23 protein-coding genes and 1 pseudogene are annotated in these 18,332 nt (G+C 41.2%); 8 read left to right on the forward strand and 16 right to left on the reverse strand.

Annotated elements, in window-relative coordinates; translation table 11 throughout:
• The first annotated feature begins 416 nt into the window (after window positions 1-416).
• Genes ACQ5DJ_RS23610 through ACQ5DJ_RS23620 form a run of 3 tightly spaced genes read left to right on the forward strand, consistent with a single transcriptional unit; the run spans window position 417 to window position 2,795 of the window.
• Complete coding sequence (locus tag ACQ5DJ_RS23610) at window positions 417-1,586, forward strand: hypothetical protein (RefSeq protein WP_429844553.1); 1,170 nt, start codon at window positions 417-419, stop codon at window positions 1,584-1,586.
• Window positions 1,540-2,199, forward strand: a complete 660-nt coding sequence (locus ACQ5DJ_RS23615) for a hypothetical protein (protein ID WP_429844554.1) — start codon at window positions 1,540-1,542, stop codon at window positions 2,197-2,199. The genes ACQ5DJ_RS23610 and ACQ5DJ_RS23615 overlap by 47 nt, the downstream gene beginning before the upstream one ends.
• Window positions 2,196-2,795, forward strand: coding sequence for a hypothetical protein (locus ACQ5DJ_RS23620; RefSeq protein WP_429844555.1), 600 nt, complete (start codon window positions 2,196-2,198; stop codon window positions 2,793-2,795). The genes ACQ5DJ_RS23615 and ACQ5DJ_RS23620 overlap by 4 nt, the downstream gene beginning before the upstream one ends.
• Window positions 2,796-3,064: 269 nt before the next feature.
• On the opposite strand, the gene ACQ5DJ_RS23625 is transcribed toward ACQ5DJ_RS23620, so the two are convergent.
• Window positions 3,065-3,271 carry a hypothetical protein gene (locus ACQ5DJ_RS23625; protein WP_429844556.1) on the reverse strand — a complete coding sequence of 69 codons (207 nt, stop codon included), beginning with the start codon at window positions 3,269-3,271 and terminating at the stop codon, window positions 3,065-3,067.
• Between the two features lie 27 nt (window positions 3,272-3,298).
• A complete protein-coding gene (locus tag ACQ5DJ_RS23630) occupies window positions 3,299-4,165 on the reverse strand; it encodes a DUF5071 domain-containing protein (RefSeq protein WP_429844557.1) in 867 nt (288 codons plus the stop codon).
• 119 nt (window positions 4,166-4,284) lie between these two features.
• On the opposite strand from ACQ5DJ_RS23630, the gene ACQ5DJ_RS23635 reads away from it, so the two are divergent.
• The 4 genes from ACQ5DJ_RS23635 (at window position 4,285) to ACQ5DJ_RS23650 (ending at window position 8,122) form a co-directional block, all read left to right on the forward strand.
• The gene (locus ACQ5DJ_RS23635) at window positions 4,285-4,764 is read left to right on the forward strand and encodes an ImmA/IrrE family metallo-endopeptidase (protein ID WP_429844558.1); all 480 of its coding nucleotides are present in this window, start codon (window positions 4,285-4,287) and stop codon (window positions 4,762-4,764) included.
• 185 nt (window positions 4,765-4,949) lie between these two features.
• A complete protein-coding gene (locus ACQ5DJ_RS23640; protein ID WP_429844559.1) occupies window positions 4,950-5,849 on the forward strand; it encodes a hypothetical protein in 900 nt (299 codons plus the stop codon).
• The gene (locus ACQ5DJ_RS23645) at window positions 5,842-6,393 is read left to right on the forward strand and encodes a hypothetical protein (RefSeq protein ID WP_429844560.1); all 552 of its coding nucleotides are present in this window, start codon (window positions 5,842-5,844) and stop codon (window positions 6,391-6,393) included. The genes ACQ5DJ_RS23640 and ACQ5DJ_RS23645 overlap by 8 nt, the downstream gene beginning before the upstream one ends.
• Window positions 6,394-6,481: 88 nt before the next feature.
• Window positions 6,482-8,122 (forward strand): recombinase family protein, encoded by a 1,641-nt coding sequence (locus ACQ5DJ_RS23650; RefSeq protein ID WP_429844561.1) that lies wholly within the window; start codon window positions 6,482-6,484, stop codon window positions 8,120-8,122.
• Here the strand turns inward: ACQ5DJ_RS23650 and ACQ5DJ_RS23655 are convergent.
• Together ACQ5DJ_RS23655 and ACQ5DJ_RS23660 are read right to left on the reverse strand one after the other, a co-directional pair.
• Window positions 8,070-9,137, reverse strand: a pseudogene (locus ACQ5DJ_RS23655) (YifB family Mg chelatase-like AAA ATPase); the annotation flags it as partial. The gene ACQ5DJ_RS23650 and the pseudogene ACQ5DJ_RS23655 sit on opposite strands and share 53 nt — an antisense overlap.
• Before the next feature lie 122 nt (window positions 9,138-9,259).
• Window positions 9,260-9,736, reverse strand: coding sequence for a DUF2716 domain-containing protein (locus tag ACQ5DJ_RS23660; protein WP_429844562.1), 477 nt, complete (start codon window positions 9,734-9,736; stop codon window positions 9,260-9,262).
• A gap of 152 nt (window positions 9,737-9,888) precedes the next feature.
• On the opposite strand from ACQ5DJ_RS23660, the gene ACQ5DJ_RS23665 reads away from it, so the two are divergent.
• Entirely contained in the window at window positions 9,889-10,197 is a 309-nt protein-coding gene (locus ACQ5DJ_RS23665; protein WP_429844563.1) for a hypothetical protein, read from the forward strand.
• Between the two features lie 99 nt (window positions 10,198-10,296).
• Here the strand turns inward: ACQ5DJ_RS23665 and ACQ5DJ_RS23670 are convergent, their stop codons facing one another.
• The 12 genes from ACQ5DJ_RS23670 to ACQ5DJ_RS23725 all read right to left on the reverse strand — a co-directional run bounded on the left by ACQ5DJ_RS23670 (window position 10,297) and on the right by ACQ5DJ_RS23725 (window position 18,301).
• Entirely contained in the window at window positions 10,297-10,482 is a 186-nt protein-coding gene (locus tag ACQ5DJ_RS23670) for a hypothetical protein (protein ID WP_429844564.1), read from the reverse strand.
• Entirely contained in the window at window positions 10,479-10,625 is a 147-nt protein-coding gene (locus tag ACQ5DJ_RS23675) for a hypothetical protein (RefSeq protein ID WP_429844565.1), read from the reverse strand. The genes ACQ5DJ_RS23670 and ACQ5DJ_RS23675 overlap by 4 nt, the downstream gene beginning before the upstream one ends.
• 101 nt (window positions 10,626-10,726) lie before the next feature.
• Complete coding sequence (locus ACQ5DJ_RS23680; RefSeq protein WP_429844566.1) at window positions 10,727-11,272, reverse strand: RNA 2'-phosphotransferase; 546 nt, start codon at window positions 11,270-11,272, stop codon at window positions 10,727-10,729.
• Window positions 11,273-11,310: 38 nt separating this feature from the next.
• The gene (locus ACQ5DJ_RS23685; protein ID WP_429844567.1) at window positions 11,311-11,466 is read right to left on the reverse strand and encodes a hypothetical protein; all 156 of its coding nucleotides are present in this window, start codon (window positions 11,464-11,466) and stop codon (window positions 11,311-11,313) included.
• 16 nt (window positions 11,467-11,482) lie between these two features.
• A complete protein-coding gene (locus ACQ5DJ_RS23690) occupies window positions 11,483-11,674 on the reverse strand; it encodes a hypothetical protein (protein WP_409174432.1) in 192 nt (63 codons plus the stop codon).
• A gap of 104 nt (window positions 11,675-11,778) precedes the next feature.
• Window positions 11,779-12,108: a low molecular weight protein tyrosine phosphatase family protein gene (locus tag ACQ5DJ_RS23695; RefSeq protein WP_429844568.1), complete on the reverse strand. Its 330-nt coding sequence runs from the start codon at window positions 12,106-12,108 to the stop codon at window positions 11,779-11,781.
• Window positions 12,105-12,659 (reverse strand): NADAR family protein, encoded by a 555-nt coding sequence (locus ACQ5DJ_RS23700; protein WP_429844569.1) that lies wholly within the window; start codon window positions 12,657-12,659, stop codon window positions 12,105-12,107. The genes ACQ5DJ_RS23695 and ACQ5DJ_RS23700 overlap by 4 nt, the downstream gene beginning before the upstream one ends.
• Window positions 12,660-12,702: 43 nt before the next feature.
• The gene (locus ACQ5DJ_RS23705; RefSeq protein WP_429844570.1) at window positions 12,703-13,479 is read right to left on the reverse strand and encodes a nucleotidyltransferase domain-containing protein; all 777 of its coding nucleotides are present in this window, start codon (window positions 13,477-13,479) and stop codon (window positions 12,703-12,705) included.
• A gap of 95 nt (window positions 13,480-13,574) precedes the next feature.
• Window positions 13,575-15,419 (reverse strand): Ig-like domain-containing protein, encoded by a 1,845-nt coding sequence (locus tag ACQ5DJ_RS23710; protein ID WP_429844571.1) that lies wholly within the window; start codon window positions 15,417-15,419, stop codon window positions 13,575-13,577.
• Between the two features lie 337 nt (window positions 15,420-15,756).
• Window positions 15,757-16,134, reverse strand: a complete 378-nt coding sequence (locus ACQ5DJ_RS23715) for a YraN family protein (protein ID WP_429844572.1) — start codon at window positions 16,132-16,134, stop codon at window positions 15,757-15,759.
• Window positions 16,134-16,424, reverse strand: a complete 291-nt coding sequence (locus tag ACQ5DJ_RS23720; protein ID WP_392429775.1) for an EscU/YscU/HrcU family type III secretion system export apparatus switch protein — start codon at window positions 16,422-16,424, stop codon at window positions 16,134-16,136. The genes ACQ5DJ_RS23715 and ACQ5DJ_RS23720 overlap by 1 nt, the downstream gene beginning before the upstream one ends.
• Entirely contained in the window at window positions 16,421-18,301 is a 1,881-nt protein-coding gene (locus ACQ5DJ_RS23725; RefSeq protein WP_429844573.1) for a hypothetical protein, read from the reverse strand. The genes ACQ5DJ_RS23720 and ACQ5DJ_RS23725 overlap by 4 nt, the downstream gene beginning before the upstream one ends.
• Between the last annotated feature and the right edge of the window lie 31 nt (window positions 18,302-18,332).

The following is an 18,332-nucleotide window of genomic DNA, read 5'->3' on the forward strand; positions in this document are numbered from 1 at the left end:
CCTGCTTATATAGCAGGTTTTTTCTTTTTCTCCATTACTTAAAAGTAAATATGATAACATTCCTAATTTTCGACACAATGCGACGGATTTTTTACCTATTAAACAGTATTATACGTGTAACTGCTAAAATATGCCTATTCTAAGAGGAATGCTTATAGCCCTAACAAAACTTATGTCAGATGCAACAATAATGCGGTAATTAATCCCCATTGTCAGTGGAATTTTCTTATTCATAGTGTTTAAGCTGACGACTGACATATTTCTTGTTTCAGAAGAATTTGTGTATTATCGCTTATCCTTGCTCTTCCCAGAGAAGGTGGATGCAGTTGCGCGGTCGAAGGGTGGGTTTGGATATATCAAGTGGTTTGAATAAGGCAAGATAATTATCAACAAATCGCAATCGGGGGAACGTTATAATGTTATCAGAAGCGACACTTAGAAATATCACAAAAATTAACCTCAAAAAATTCCTTAAAAGTTACGAAGTAAAGGATATTGAGAAAAACACACAAACCAAAAACAGAAATGATTACTCTCCATATGTGCGAATTATTCAGTCTGAATTTAATAATCCTAAGAGTCGTTTAACTCCTGAAATCTTTGATCAGTATTTATTCAATGAACTTTTTTATGCTAATAATAACTATCATCAAATTTACGAATACGACAGTTTGTTTAGTAAAACAAAACTTTCAGTATTAGATGCTCATGAACATTTGTCGAAGCACCCTTCATTCCTCTATAACGGTTTACTAAATAAACAATTGGCTACCACCGATTATGAATTATGTTCAACGCGATTAGAGCATATAGATGGAGTAATGAATAACCTACATTTACTCATTAAAGTAACAACAATCACAAGCAGACGAGGAAACATTAATTTTTTCGTAGGCATTACATTTGATCTGGTAAATAAATATCTCATCGTAAAATTTAACCTCAACACTCTGGAAAAATCACGAATAGAAAAGAAAGTTATCATCACTAGAATAAAGGCATTGTTAGACCGTCTACCATTCAATCACAGATTTATTAGCCTTAATGAAACAGCTGCTAAGAAAACTATTTTTCAGTTATTTAAAGAACTCAGTCTTGATGCTGAAGGACTTCTCGAAAGTAAAGTTCCAAGTGGAACTGACGAAAAAATAGTTAAATTCCTAACGGAAATGAAGGTAAAGAAAGTTGCAAAAGATTATGTACAGCAAATAAAAGCCGTGGTTTATCAAGATCTTAGCAAGACTTTTAAAAATTCATTTTTTGAAAAGGGCTGGGTCTTTCGATTTGTTTTTAAGGAGGGAGATTTTACACGTGCATCTTCAAGAACTGATGACTTTAATCCCATATACGGATCGAAGGTTTACTGGCATCTTAAAGAATTAATTTTTAAAGAACAGGAGATGCAGGAGGCTGGATTCCATTGGTATACTACGAACGCTAAGGATAGCTACGTACTTGTAAAACTTGAAGCCAGAGAAGATACTATGATCATACAATACTATTATGGCATGACAAGAGATGGAAGGGAGAAGGAGGCATATGTTCTACGAAAAATTAAACAATATTTACCGAAATACAGATTGTAGTAAGCTTTTTCCTGAAACACTTGTTCATAATCTTGAACTTTTTGTTAAGAACAGTCTAAATGCTGGTTATAGTTTTATAAATCCATATCGTTTCGCTTTCGAATTTAACCTTTCAACTAGAGACAGCTTAAAATTTTTTATGTACTTCACAGACACTGACGGAATTTTCAACATTTCTCTTTTCATTGAATGTTCAACGCCCGCTTGTGTCTCTCAACAAATTTTTATAAATAATCAACTTCTTCAAGAGGAAGGAGTTGATCATATTTTGTTTTGTCAAGAATGCGATAAGGATTATGAAATTGAGGAAATATTTCCTTACATCAAAACATACTTCACTCTTAATCCGGATGCTGACAAACTTTTACACAAGGAAAATAATGATCCCAACTCTACGTACGAGACGTTCAAAGGGTTGCCTGATAATTTAAAGCCTCTCTCCCCTTCATCTTTAGCTAGCATAGATGGAGGGGCACCTACCCTGGAAGAAGTCATTGAATCAAATGTTAATGCTGCCGGAGAACCTATTTCATCGGAAGTAGCCAGAATTGAAGCAACAATTAGTCCTACCAGTAAATTAACCCAACTTATTAAAGGTAGAGGATTAAAATGAATCGACAGATTAATATTTCTTTCAAAGTATTGATATGGATCATTATATCAGTAGTTATAACATGTATATTATTAGGATTCTCAATTGTAGCCATTATTGAGATGTCAAAGTCAAACAACTCATGGTTAGACACCACCATTAGCTCCTTAGGAAACATTTCTGGAGGAATCATTGGTGGTATTGTTGCCTTTCTTGTTGCTGGATACCAAGTGAAAAAAGGAACTGAACACATTTATCAGCAATCTGTAAGAACTACTTATACCATGATGAGGCTTATACGTGAAGAAATAAGCTATAATAATTTAGTCCTTGATTCTCTCATTCCTTACTCTCCTACCGAAGAGCATCACAACATCATAGATACTCATTTACAAAACACTCAATGGCTAAACTGCTCTCCGAATTTAGGACCTGAAATAACAGACGAAGAATTTTTGAACCTCTGTAATATTTACAGGCAAATTTCTGTAATTAAATCCTCAAAGAACTCCACAGAAATATCATCACTGATTGAGGAAGCGAAAACGCTATCTAGAAAAGCAATTGACAGCCTCGATGAGAACATAATTGTATTAAAAAATAAACTAATACATTAATAAACGGGAGGCCAATCATAAAAGCGCCTCCCTTTTGACTTTAAAATCTCAATCAAAATTCAAGAGGAGGGCAAGATTCTTAGTTCCGTTGTAAACCCTTGACACCTTCTCACAAGTAATGATGCCCTTTTAGACCCCATGTAAAACCTTGCATAATTAAGAAATTTAACTACATATCCGTGAATATCGCTCATGACCAAACTCTGCACTTTCTGTTGGCCAAATACACACTTGCAACAATAACTAGTTCCTCTTTGATTGTGAGGTACTCACGATCTCCAAAAGGTATTACCGCCGTAAAAATTCAGATCCATATATTTCCTTTTGAAATTCAGGCTAATAAGCTCCAGGTAAACGGCCAGCCCATAATGCTCTTCAATCTCTGGAGTAACATACACCCATTGTTCGAATTCCTCGATGCTTAGTTTCTTTTTTAAAACCTCGCTAAATTTTATCTGAATATCGATAAGATTCATTTGCTGAGCCCACCTTTCCAGCTCAATTTACAGTAGACGATGCTGTATTAGGATCTCACTAGCAATCACATCAATCTCCTCTTGTGATTGCCTGTTTGAAAGGATTATAAGCTCATCTTTCAACTCAAGAACCAATTCTGTAGGCCAATGTTTCACCAGTCCTATCAATATCCAATAAATCCACAATACATCATTGCCGAGTAAAATCGGTCTTAAATGAGGAATGACCAGCTCCCTCATTTCAACCAGTACTTTTGCGATTACTTTAGCACCCGGCCAGTTCATATCTTGTAACCACATTAGAAGACTTGGTATATGCCCTTTTAAACGTTGATGCTCTATGCTAGATAATACTACTGCTGCATTATCCCAATATGATTTATCCAAAGGTTGTATTAACATGTCCAAATATTCTTCTGAAGCATGTTTTAGTTTTTCGATTGCATCATTTTGAAGTATTTCGGGAGTATCAAAGGGCAGGAATTGAATAAGTTGTTTTATACTCTCCGCTTCGTTTTTATATGACGGTAGTTTCTCATTTTCAATGCTATCTGTTAACAAGCCAAATTTTTGTTCATTACACCATATCGGTTTAGAAAATGTGATCACCTTCATTTCCTCACCTGAGGGAGTATTTTCTAGTTTAACCATATAGAACAGCTCATTTATTTCTAAATTTGATTTCTCCTGTGGTTCACCTATCGTTTGATATATTTCTCCTCTGATTCTAATACTGCCGTTTTCATTGTTTCTCCAACGAAAAGTCTCTAACTCACATAACTCATAGTGAAAGAATGCAATCCATCCCGTTCCGTCTGGTAAGAAAACAATCTCTGTATCTTCCTGAGCACCTGGTCCATACATCACATCGATCGACCATTTCCCAATCATCATATATTTCTCCTCCAATTGGTCATCCATCCAGAAATTATACAATTTATTGTCACTAGTAAGAAGACTAAGCACATGGTAGGATCATACAATAAGAACAAACGTTCCTAAGAGGTGATCTGATGAAACTGTCCTACTCTCCTACCTCACTTGAATCCTGGTTAAGCCACTTTTACAGAAAACTTGGGATAAAAACACCTGACGAATTAGAAGAGCAGCGTATTGCAAGATCACTAGGCATCCATCTCTTTTACAAAGAGATTCCATCAATGGCATATGAATTCGGGCGCTTCAAGAGTATAACGATAGACAAAAGACTCCCTTCACTTATGCAAAGGGAGCATTTTTATCATGAGCTATGCCATATCCTCCGTCATTCCGGACGCCAACTAATGATGCCCGCTGCCTTTCGTGAACTACAGGAATGGGATGCAAGGAATTTTACCAGGTATGCTGCACTGCCCCTGCACATGCTGACAAGTTATGATTTTAGGCAGCCAGAGATCGTTGATGTATTATCGGAGCAGTTTAAGATTACATCAGAGCTATGTATAGAGAGGGTGAGAAGAATTCGTGAGAAGGTAAAATATCAGGCAGTATGACCTTTCTACTTAACGCATAGGGAGCATTTGTCTTATTTGATGAACTAAGTCCGTATGATTCGTGACCTTTTTCCTAATCTTCGACATTTTACGACTGTCTTTGCAAGGAAACACTATTATTATTGAGTTAATAGTTTCTAGCATCGACTATTATTAAAATGATTGGTTAGGAAAGGTGATGGCTCATGTCCCGTAGGGTTTTCTATGCTGCAAAAGTTAATATTCATGGAAATATTCTTAGTCCAAATCTTAAAGAATTAATCCTAGTGCATATACCAAGAGTCATATTAAACCCGCGAGAAATCAAACTGCGCTCATGGAACTGGTCATTCACTGATTATGCTGAGATATCATTTGAAGGAAAGAATTTAATCATTGGAAATGTAACAAAATCAAGACATGTAAAACAAAAATTTAAGATTGGGTCTTCTACCCAATTGCAGCAAACAGAGCATGAGTTAGCAAAGACAGCTTTTTTTGTTTATGATCCGGTTGGCGAAATACTTGCTCATGAGAGCACAAGTGAAATTTCTGCATCCGACTTTAGGGACTTATTTAGAATACTATTAAGCAGAGATCCTTTAGTAGGTGAAGTTATTGTGAAGCCGGTCCCGATCCCACACAAAATTAGAAATGAAGTCCTATCCATACAAAAGGTAACAAGTATTAAATTTGAGCTAATTCATCCAAACCCAGGAGAAGAGGAGTATAACATATATCAATCGATAATAGATGACGCTGGACTTAAAACTCTAGATATAAAATTGGTAAACCCAGATGGACTAAAAATAATTGATTCGGTGAGCCCAGATGCCACAAAATTTACTCGCACCCTTGAAAATGGAATTTCTTTAGTAGAATCAGGTTATGGAGAAGTAGCTGTTCGTGGCTTCGATGAATATGTAAGAAAAGGGAAACGCAAAGAGTCCATTATTGAAAAAAAATCACGTAAATTTTCTTCCAGTAATGAAGTCAGATACATTCAAATACATGAACCTGACCAGGAACGTTTGCTTTCCCGACTTTATAAATTTATCATGGATATAAAATCTAAAGTAAAGGGAGGCGAAGATATAGATGTCTAATGGCCCTTCAAAATCTAAAGTTACTCAATTAACGTATGAATCTACAACTTTTCTTGGTCTCCTTAAAATCGTACGCTTTAGAGAATTTAAAACATGGTCGTTTTACTGGGCTATTATATTTACAACAAGCTTTATCATTTTCATTGTACGAAATAAGTCAGAGGGAAGTGATTTCATTTCTCTCTCTTCCTTGCTATCTGGTACCTTACTAGGTGCCTCGGCAGCAATATTTGGCATAGTGATAGCAGCTCTTACACTTACTATCACCCTTTTTCATCAATCGCTTTTGCCAGTAATGTTGGAAAAACAGCTTTTACAAAAATATTTATTCCCATTCTGGTTTGCAGTTGTATTATGGTCAGCTAACATTGTCACATGTTTAATCCTGTTGATACTACAAGCATTGAAACAAAACTGCTTTATACCTTTCTTTCTCTCTCTTGAGTTATTCCTGTTCTTATTTGCAACATTTTATACTGTGAGTCTTACTGGCTTAGTCATCAGACTTGCGTTACAAAGAGCCCAAATACGAGAGAACAAGTAAATACACACCCGCCGTATATCAAGGAGTGTGTATTTTATTTAAAAATTACAAGAACGTACATTCCCTATCCCTGCGAGGTGTTGTTATTTTGGTACGTTTAGCAGTATATGCCCGTGTAAGTTCCGATGATCAAGCTGAGCGAGGTACGATCGAAAACCAGCTCGAGTTTGCTCGTAAGTATGCGGATCTCCATCAGTTAGAAATCGTTAAGTGGTACAAGGACGACGGCGTTACTGGAACAATCCCACTAGAAGCTCGTCCAGCTGGGCGCGAACTGTTACAAGATGCTAAGAACGGAATTATCGATCTCCTTCTTATTTACCGGTTAGACCGACTTGGACGATCCGCTAGAATCATCCTGAATTCTGTTCACGAGCTAGAAAGTGACGGTGTAAAAATCCGTTCCATGACGGAGCCATTTGATACTGGTGACCCATCTGGTCGCTTTCTTCTAACCATTCTGGCAGGCGTAGCTGACTTAGAACGTGAGACCATTCTGGAACGACTGTGGTACGGTGCAAACCGCGCTGCACGATCAGGCAAATGGCTTGGAGGCATTGTCCCTTATGGGTACCGAGTAGATAGTGAAGGCTACCTGGAGATATGTGAAGACCTCCTCCCCCAATCCGATATGACAGAGGCAGGAGTTGTTAGGCTGATATTTCATATGCTAGCTAACCAAGGACACTCCTGCATAAAAGTCTCCGACTACTTAAATGCATTAGGTGTCCCTACCGCTTACGCCAAGGATGCTCGGAAAGTTACTCGTGGGAAACGGAAAGAGAATACTGCAGGTATTTGGCGCCCCTCAAGAGTACGTGGGATCATTACGAATACCTCTTACAAGGGTGTACATTTCTATGGAAAACGGAGCACACGAAAGCGCGATGTAATTGAACGTGAAGTTCCAGCCATCGTTGATGTAGACACATGGGAGAAAGCGCAGAAAGTCCTTCGAAGTAACCAAATAGAAGCTATGCGTAACACCAAGAATCAGTATTTACTACGTAGCTTACTAAAATGTCAGTGCTGCGGATTAACCTATGTGGGTATTCATTATCCTGGAAGTAAGCGTGCTTTGAAAGGATTCTATGTTTGTACGGGTAAACAAGCATATAAGGGCCCGATGCAAGGGAAATGTACCTCGAAGAATTTACCGCAGGATTGGATTGAGGATCTTGTGTGGAGAGATTGCTTGGCCTTTATTAATCAGCCTGGGGAAGCTCTTCAGGAGATTGCTGCAGCAAGGGAAGTAAAGCAGTCTGAGAAGGTAGATTTGGAATCCGAAACAGCACTTATTCAGAAGAGCATAGATGATAAAGACGTAGAACGTCAAAGTATCCTGGACCTCTTCCGTAAAAGCATCATCACTTTTACCGATTTAGAGAAACAGATTCAAAAAATCAATCAAGAGAAAGAGATCCTCGAGCTGCGCTTAAAAGATATACGGACTTCGTTGCAAGTTGACCGCGATTATTCTACTAAGGTAATGAATGCTTTTCAATTGCTCACATCACTGCGAAACAAACTAGATGACAATCCCTCATTTGAAACGAGACGTGAAATTGTGAAGACATTGGTTCAGCGGATTCAAGTACATACAACACCTAGTGAAGGTTCAAAACGCCCTCGCGCTTCAGTTACTGTTCAGTATTGTTTTGCCAAGGATATTATCTACACGGACAAGGATTACACGAACCGATTAACAGAAAACGAGCGGGGAAGGTAAAAACCTGCTTAGATCGGCCAATCGTGACAATCCCTGATTCCAGCGGCTGGCGCAGTACCTCTAATACATGCCGAGAAAACTCGGGCATCTCATCCAGGAAGAGTATCCCGCCGTGAGACAAGCTACATTCTCCGGGACGTGGAACCTGCGCACCACCGCCAATCAGTGCAGTAGCGGTAATTGTATGGTGTGGGGCACGAAAAGGTCTCTCCTCGACAAGCCCTCTCTCCCGCTTCAATTGACCAGCAATACTGTATATTTTCGTCACTTCATAAGATTCATGAATGGTCATGTTCGGCATGATACCAGGCAGGCAAGTAGCTAAAAGGGTTTTCCCTGAACCTGGAGGCCCCACCAATATCACATTATGAAATCCAGCTGCTGCGATCTCCAAGCCACGTTTTACAAATTGCTGTCCGTAAACATTGGCAAAGTCCGGGGGCAGTTGGTTTTTATTTGTCTTGCCTGTCTCCGATTCGGATAAAATCAAGTCTGAGTTCTTACTATGAAGTCCCTCTTTCCAGTAGTTCACAGCCTCTTCCAGATTGCTCGCAGGCAGTACGGTAATGTCGACAAGCCTTGCTTCCGCTGCATTTTGTTCGGGGAGAATCACGTGTGTAAATCCTGTATTTTTAGCTTCTAGCAAAATGGGGAGCACACCCGTTACAGGGCGAAGAGAACCGTCTAACGCCAACTCTCCAAGAACGAGGATTCTCTCTGGTCTAGGGAGCATTTGCTTCGAGGCGAGTAAAATTCCAAAAGCAATTGCAAGGTCGAAACCTGAGCCTTCCTTGCGCTGGTCTGCTGGTGCCAGGTTGACGGTGATCCGCTGCATTGGGTAGTCATAGCCTGCGTTGCGCAAGGCCGCACGAACACGATCTCTCGCCTCTTTTACTGCTGAACCGCCCAGTCCGACCAAATCGAATTGAGGTAGGCCATTGGCAATGTCTGTTTCTACAGTGACGACCATTCCATCTATGCCGAGCACCGTACCTGAATAACTGCATGCGTACATGTTCTCTCCCCCTCTTTTTATAGGGTAGGAAAAGATAGAGGGGGTGGGCAAGTAAATTGATGCTTGTGGCTAATCGTTGATACCACTTTGTCAATATAGTAAGGAAAACAGTTCCAGTTACTTCATCGATTACTACGCACTATCTTCCCAAAAATAGTTGGTCTATCGGTTTCAAACTGTTGAATCAATTCTTCTCCAAAAATGCTTATTGATTGCTCCCAGGGATGCCCTAAGTATCCCCACTTAAAATCTTTATTCAAATAGAAGCAATAATCACCATCTGGGCAAAACCCTATCCTTCTACTTGCATTGCCATTCTCTAAATGCGGATTAAAGAGGTAGCATTTGTGTTGCCAATCGAGTGCATAGACATATTCCTCAGACCCAGTCACCGCTCTAAGGTTGGTAACACACTTCTCCTCAAGATCATCGATATCGTCATCCGTATATTCAGTAATATCAAATGTGGCAAAAGGAATCGGTAATCGATAGGAAGGCCAGTCACTACTATGGATACTTGGTTTGAAATTGAAATCCTTATAAAATTTACCCCAAACCAGACGATATTGCTCATCCGATAATGGAATCCAATTGTCCATATTACGTCTCCTCCGGATTTATTATTGATCCATTCAACTATTCCTGCAAGGTCTGCACTCTCCCGAAGCACCTGCCACTGCACCATACATTTATGGAAAACTTTCACTCCAACAGGTATACTGCAAATAAACAGGTAAGGAGTTGGTTCTATTTGATTTTTTCTGTTGATCACCATCAAATTTCTATCCACTACGAACATGCTGAACCTGTTCATATCGCCTGGGACGAAGTCTACAGTGTCTCTTACTATAAGATCGATTGCATTGAGTACGAAATGGGTTACCTCGTTTTTGACTTGATATACGGTGAGTACATTGAGTTTAGTGATAGTGATCAAGATTGGGAAAAAATCGTAAATGAACTCGAAAAATGCTTACCCTCGCAAACAAGCGATTGGAGGCATTCATTACGTAATTGGTCGATCGACGACGGCATTCTGTATCTTTATGAAAAAGCGTAAGAACGAAGGTGAACTGGATTGAGAATTTTTGAACGTATTTCCTTTTACAGCGACCTGGATCTCATCACATTATCCAACAATTTAGAGCGGGTATTATTGCTAAAGCCATTTGAAGATGATTGGGAAAACGATAATCGCTGTTCCTTGACTCATAAAATCGCTGGAGAAGTTTACTACCACTCTGGTAATCATCATGCGGAATACGTAAAAAAACTGCTCACCATCACTCCATGAATGCCCAATCGTGGAAGCTACGCGCTTGTGCTCGGTGACCCTTACCCTCACTGCTTTCTCTTCAATTCATTCAGTAGTTCAATGATTCGTTGGTTTTGATCCACTTGGGTTACGATGTTCTGGTTCAACCTCCGTATCGCGTCGTAGATTGCAAAAAGTCCTACCAACAGTAGAAAAGCAAACAACAATTCCATGCCGCTTTTACCTCCTTACAATTAACGTTGATATAAAAAAGACCCGCGTTCGAATGCGAGTCTTTTCTCATGCTGCGTTGTTTCTTCTTGAGCAAATTGAGCTACTTCTGATAGACAGAGATGTATTCTTTTTGCACGTGATCTGCTAACCAAACGAGCTCATTTCCATGGTAAAACTTCACGCCATTTTGCCAAGCTTGCCTCGCATCGATTCGCAAAAGTACGGGATGATCGTCTCGTCTTTTCCCAACCTGCTGCGCTGTTTGGACGTCTTCAGATAGATGCACATACTGTCTTCCTTTTGGAACAAGCCCATTAGCCAAAATAGAATCGCGGAATCTTTGCGGCGTGCCATGAAAAAGATACGCGGGCGGTTCTTTTTCTTCCTTTTGAATCTTTTGCGGCACTGAATGTCCATAGAGGGCGCGAATTTTGCCTTGATTGATCTCATGACGCTTTTTTTCTGATAACGCAATCATCGTATGTATATCTTCTTCGGTAACCGCTCGCCACTTGCGCTGTTCATGAAGTGACAAAAGTAATTGCTTGATAGGAACCCATCCTTGTTCGTCTAACTCAAGCTCATATTCATGGGGGGCATGACGAAGCGCATAGGACAGTTCTTTACTCAATTTTTGATAATCCATACACTCATCTCCCATTACAACAGGTCGTAGCCACTTCTTTACGCAAAAAAGTAACCGAGACTCACTATTGCAGCAATAAATAGGTGAACGATGAAACTTCCTGTTAGTCGAACCCAGAGCTGTTGGCTTTTCATCGTCCAAAATCCATAGAGGAGAGCAACGATCAGGTAAGCCAGAACAGAAACGAAAAACACAGAACTGCTCTCCTTATTAGGCCATTTCTTTTCTTATGTTAGCAATTAGCTTGTCAGCATTGTTTTCATCGTTATCAAACATAACCAGGTCTTGCAAGGCAATCCCTTCCACGGATTGAATCGCTGTGGACATTGAATCGGCCAGTTGCTGCATATCAGCTTTGTCTGCTATTTCAACATCTAGAACCAGTACAAGTTTTTTTTTCATGGTGAAAGTCCTCGCTTTACGATAAGTATGGATACTGCGATCGAGCCATATCATCCCCATTATACATAATAATCCGGTTTACATCGACTACGGGTAATAACAGCTTAATCCGGAATTTCTATATATGCGGAAACACTCGATTTTAATATCTCGATCAGCTCCTCATCCATGTACATGTATTCATCAGGGATGCCCAAGCAAATGATCCTTTTATCCATCAGTTCCGAGCTAAACTTTTCTTGTAACCGCCTTACATGTTTTTTCTCCATACAAAAAATGAGATCAGCCCAGCCGATAAGACCACTTGTTACTTTGATACGCGCCGCAGTTTCAGTACCTGCTGATCTTACCTCATAGTCATTGATCCCGTGAAAAATCTTTTCTGCCGTCAAGCTCCTCCATTTATTTCTGCTGCAAATGAACAGTAGCTTCATTCTTCTTCCTCATCCAAATCTTCAAACTTCCATTCCTCTGGTACCGGAAAATAAGCGTCATACTCTTTCCTTGCATTCTCGCTCATTTCCTCTAGCCATGGCCAATAATGCATGACATAATCCTCACCAAATCCCATCCGCCAAAACAAACTATAAGGATGCTCTTCAGGGAATACAACCCATGGGGGCAAATAGAAGTGCGGTTGGTACCCCTCTAGACTTTCACGTACTTCCATCCACAATCTTCCTACTATATTTGGATCATTACTTGTACGATCGATTAAGGCTGCATCCCCAGTAGAGAGCAGAGTTTCACGGATGACAGGGTACTGTTCTACTTTTGCTTGTAATGCCTTGCGCATGATCTCTTTTTCAAGGATCGTCCCTGTAGCTTTCTTAGCTTGCAGATAGTGTTCCGAAGTTGTCCATAGTTCCCCTTCCAACTCTATTGGATGCGCAGAGAAAGTGGAGAAGCAGCCATAAGGTTTATCTGGTTGATCGAAGTAAATTTCGAGAGGTTGCTTTATATGTTTTCGGTTATGATCCTTCATGAATATTTGTACCTCCCTATCTATCATAACGTCTCCATCATAACTAACTGACAATCCACGCCTTCTGTAAATACTTTCGAAATATCTCATCCAGCTTGTCTGTTGGGTCCTCCAGATCATTTGTATATTGTCTAGTTAGTGCAGTCAGACGCTCAATTTGTTCCTCAATAAAATCGTGAAGCTCTTCGATTCTTGGCTCCAAGCTCAACTCATCCCCAGCTATTTTTCTTTGGAGCAGCTCAGAAATTTTACCTTTTAACGTAGAATCGGTTATCAGCTCTGTAACTAACTGATCAAATCCAATGGGGGGATTCGTATGATACGTTTCGATCCAGATGCATGCGAGGATCGGGCGTAACACGTAAAAATACTTTTTACTTTTGACTTGCTCGCCTTGCAGATAGTCCCGAAAGTTTCCCTTTGCCATACTGAGGTAATGATGCAAAGAAGCCTTTGGCGAAAATACTTCCTTTTGCAACCTTACCAGCTCCTCTCGAAAGCCAAGTGTATCGAGATAAACAATGTCTGACACAAGCCATTCTTGTAGGGGCGGATTCGATTTTCGAAATAGCTTGAGGGCTTTTCGAATATCCCAGCCGTTTATATCTAAAAGATTATTGATCGGTACTTCTACAACATCCCGTTTGTCGTCAATGGACAAATACCATTCTGGTTTCTTCACATAGACAAAACGCACATCATAATCGCTATCTTTGGACGGAAATCCCCATGCCCGACTTCCTGATTCAACAGCAAACAATATTTTCAAGTCATGTGCTCGCTCGATCTCTTTTATCTTTTCCAAGATGATCTCTCTCAAGCTTCATTCCTCCTCCATAACAAATAACAGGATTTCCTTTCTTTTAGAAAAAACTCGCTGAACCAATTAAGATTCAGCGAGTTTCCTGTCATTCATTATTTTACCGTTACTTCGATTTCCACTTCATAGCCTTTGTATTCAGCTGTAATAGTGGCCTTACCTTTCTTTTTACCTTTTACCGAACCACTGCTGGATACAGAAGCTACAGAAGTTTTATTAGACTTCCATTTTGCTTTAGAGCTGCTGATGTCATCGCCATCATAGGTGAGTTTGATCTTTTCAGAGTCACCCTTTTTAATGGTAATGCTTGTGTCATCTGCTTCAAGCTTGCCTGAGCTTTTGCTGCCAACTTCCACTTCAATTTCAACTTTTTCGCCTTTATACGTAGCTGTAATGGTTGCCGTTCCTTTAGCTTTTGCTGTAATCACACCACTGCTGCTAACAGTTGCTACAGAAGATTTAGAGGTTTTCCAAGTTGCTTTTGAATTGCTAATTGTGTCGCCATCATATCTCAGTTTTACAGTTTCTCTCTCGCCTTTTTTCAAGGTGACGCTCGTATCGTCTGCTTCCAGCATTCCTGAGGAGCTATCGACAGTCACTTCAATTTCAACTTTTTCGCCTTTGTATTGAGCAGTAATGGTAGCTTTCCCTTTACCTGTTGCTGTAATCATACCAGAGCTGCTTACTGTTGCTACTGAGGATCGGGATGTGGACCAAGATGCATTCGAGTTACTAATGCTGGTACCATCATATTTCAATGTTACAGTTTCTCTTTCCCCTTTTTTCAAGGAGATCGTGCTATCGTTTACTTCCAGTTTACCAGAGTTGTTGTAATCGACCTTTACACGAATTTCGACCTTATAGCCTTTGTATGTTGCTGTAATGGTAGCTGTTCCTTGGCCTTTTGCCGTAACGACACCATCATCAACAGTTGCCACGCTGGAGTTGGATGTTTTCCAGGTTGCTTTTGAACCAGACAATTTCTCGTCATCATAAGTTAGCTGAATTGTGTCTCTGTCGCCTTTTTTCAAAGAGAGGCTGGTTTCATCTGCTTCCAGTTTACCAGAACTGTCTGTATCTACATAAATATCAATCTCTACTTCGTAGCCTTTGTATTTTGCAGTGATCGTTGCTGTACCTTTGCCTTTTGCAGTAACGACACCATCATCGTTTACGGTTGCTACAGAGGACTTCGAAGTTTTCCATGTTGCTTTTGAACCAGACAGTTTATCATCGTCATACGTCAACTTAATGGTTTCTTTATCGCCTTTTTCCATTTTCAGCTGGGTAACATCTGATTCCAGCTTACCGTCTGAATTTCCGCCTTCAACATCAACGCGGATTTCTACCTCTTGGTCTTTGTAGCTAGCAGTAATGACTGTGCTTCCTTGGCCTACACCTTTAATTTCACCATCGTCAACAGTTGCAACTGTTTTATCCGAAGTTTTCCAAGTCGCTCTTGATCCAGGGAGACTGCTTCCCGCAAATTTCAAACTAACGGTTGTTTTCTTACCTTTTTTAACAGAAACCTCTGTTTTCGTTGCTTCCAAAGTTTGAGCTCTGTCAACAGTCACTCTAACTGTAGCTCGATAACCGTTGTATTTAGCAGTAGCAACAGTCGTTCCTACTTTCTTACCGTATACAACCCCATTGCTGACAGAAGCGATGCTGGAGCTGCCAATTTCCCAATCAATCAATGCGTTATCGATAGGGTTGCCATTATAAGTAAGGCGAATGGTTTCTGTATCCCCAATCGTGACGTTCACTGAGCCTACGTTTGCTTTCAAGCCAGTAGAGCTTGCTACCATGCTATAAGCTTCAATAGGTTGTGGTGTCGCCACTTGTGCAGATGCAATGCCTGTAACTGAAAACTGAACAGTACAAATAGTTGCTACCGCTAAGGAGACGTTTTTCATTAAACTGTTCTTAATCTTTTTCATTGTTTTTACCTCCAAATTATTTCCTATACTTCTATTGACGAATGAGATGGAAAAATGTCACACCAAATCGGCTATTTTTTTGAAAAACATTTGTTTTTCTTTCAGACAACTGTTTTGATCCCGGATTTCAAAAGCAAAAGTGATACTAGTTATGGGGTTGTCTGTACGAATCGATCCGTTTCATCAAAAAAAAATGCTTCCCAGCTTTTGAGCCGGAAAGCGGATATTGATGCTTGGAGGAGTTTCATCGCGTCGAGTACAGTACATAGTACGCTGGCTCTGCGACTGATGCTGTAGACGTATCCCCAATATATTCGTGGTCAAAAGCCCGTTTTTCCTAGAAAGCACTCTCATAATGCTCAATGACTGGCTTCATGAAGTCTCCACCTTGCGTTGATGTACCCATGTAAATCGCGATGACATCAAACCGAAAGGCTGGGATTGGCTGTGCGTTTTTTTGCAAGTATTCGATGGCAAGCTCACGCAGCTTCTGTTTCTTCTTCCAGGTAATCGACTCGCCCGCTGTTCCAAATAATTGGCTGCTCCTCGTTCGAACCTCAATGAAAACCAAGCAATTTCCGTCTCGAGCAATCAAATCCATTTCCCCACGTTTTGTTCGAACATTTCGATCGAGAATACGGAAACCCTTGTTCACTAAGTAACTTTCAGCAAGCTGTTCTCCTCGTTGACCAAGAAGACGGCGGCGATCGCTCATTATTTGGTTCCTCCGCCTTTATCGATGCGATAAACAAAAGCAAGGATTTCTGCCACAACTTGATACAGCTCCGGAGGAATTTGTTGATCCAGATCCAGCTTGCCCAAAACCTCTACAAGTGATGGGTCCTCTTGTACCGGTATATCATGCTCCTTTGCTGTCTTCAGTATATTGTCAGCTACGTACCCCTTGCCTTTTGCCACTATCTTTGGCGCTTCCATGGTACCCGCCTGGTATTTTAGCGCAACTGCCTGTTTGCGTTTTTGCTCTGAAGAGGATGGCGGCTTCATACGCGAAGGTCAACCCCTTTATAGTCAGCCAGGATGGGGCCTTTGGTTTGGATCGGACTTGTCGACTTCCCGCGCTCGGCCGGCACTGGCTGGACCCGCATAGCGGATAGATGGTAACCAACATCCTGTAATTGGTCAGCAAAACGATCCTTGGACCCTTGAATGAGTGCTTCCACCCATGGTGTATCGTTAAAAATTTGCAGGTTAACAATTCGATTAACAATACTTACATCAATCATGGTTGTCCCCATACTTTGGAGTTCCAAATGAAAGAATAGACGGCAGTTCTCTGGATCAAGTTGTCCAGAACCTTTCTTTTTCGACTCAATTTGGACAAAAGCAGTCTCATCCCCATCTGCTTGTCGAATCGGAATTTGCAAAACGATTTGAGACAAAGCTTGGTTAGAGGGCTGTACCATCATCAACTGTTGTCCGGTCACTTGTTGCAGCAGTTGATCAGCAGCTTCACGCAAGGCAGTTGGAAGTGCCTGAGCTGGCGCTTGACTGATTTGCAGCAAGAGGGATTTGACTGTATCCATCTGCTTTAATGAATGCGAATCGATTGGCCCCTGTGAAAATGCCTGTCCCATCAATTCTCTCTCGTGGGTTACGCCTAAATGACGAAACAGTTCAGCAATCGGGTTAGCAGCTGTGGAGCCAGGTGCTTGAGACACCATTTGTGGTATGACCTTTTGACCCGCGTCATTCATTACGGCCCTTTGCTCTGCCATCTGCTTGTTTTGGATCGGCTCCTGATTCATCTGTGGTGACGGAGGAATAGGCAATGACTCGTTTCGAGCCATTTTTAACTCGACGCTTGGAGCACTCGTCTGGTTAGGCAGCAACTGATTACGCTTTCCAGTCATGGCGTTTTGCTGCGATTCCACCTGCTTACCGGCGGTGTTTGGTGCAGGCACTGTCTCGGTTGAAACAGTTGACGAAACAGGTTGTGATGGCGATGGTATGTTACTGAAAGCCTGCGTTGATGGTTGGGGCGATGTCTGCACTTGCGCTGAAGGTTGACCGCTCTGTGCAGGCAGCGGCTGAGTCTGGCTTCCTCCAGTCGCGTTCTGAGAAGCAGCTTGATTGGGCTGATTACCTTGTGGCATTTGTTTTACCGCCAGTCCCTCGTCTGTACCATCGTTGCCCGCGATTAGTAATGAGAGTCCCGTCAGCTTTTCTTTTAACTGACTAACAAGCTGTTTGACATCTCCCGTTACTACATTGGCTTGTCCGGGGACTTGCTGTGATTGGCTTTGAGGCATTTGACCTGCCGTCTGTGAAGGCTGACCCTCTCCCTCTAAAAAGAGTGAGGCTTGCTGCAGCAGGTTTTGTATGAGCTGTCCCATTGGCTTGTCCGAAATAAAAGCTTTGAGCCCTGCGATTGTATCGGGAGTCAGTGGCAAATTTCGTTTCATGGCAGTCATGAATGCCTCAATAGTGGCATTGTCTACGCCTAATCGCCTAGCAACGGCAGAAAAAGCTTGTATCGTTTCCTTATTCACAGGAAGATTAGCACCAAGCAGAGCTTGCACGATCGCTTTGCTCTCTTTTGTATCAGCAATCCCTAGTGACCGCATTAGCCCTTCCAGAGATGCGTCTTTGCCAGCTCCTTCCCCAACGCTTTCCAAAACCTTCAACGTGACGACACCTGTTGATGGCTGGACTTGCAGCCAAGCTTTCTGGCCCGGCTCCAGACTTGCTTCCATTTTAGCCTGAACCTGCATTCCCCCGACTTGTACGAGCGCCATATTGTCCGGGTAATTCTTGATTACCGTGCCTTTAAACACTTGTCCGGGAGTAAGCTCAACCGGCTTCGGAGCGGATATGGGTGCTTTTTGAACGAATGATTGAATAAGTTGCGACGGGGAAAACATGCAGATCCTCCTCCTGTAGGCAGTATGTTAC

This window comes from Brevibacillus sp. FIR094, assembly GCF_050477165.1.
GTDB lineage: Bacteria > Bacillota > Bacilli > Brevibacillales > Brevibacillaceae > Brevibacillus.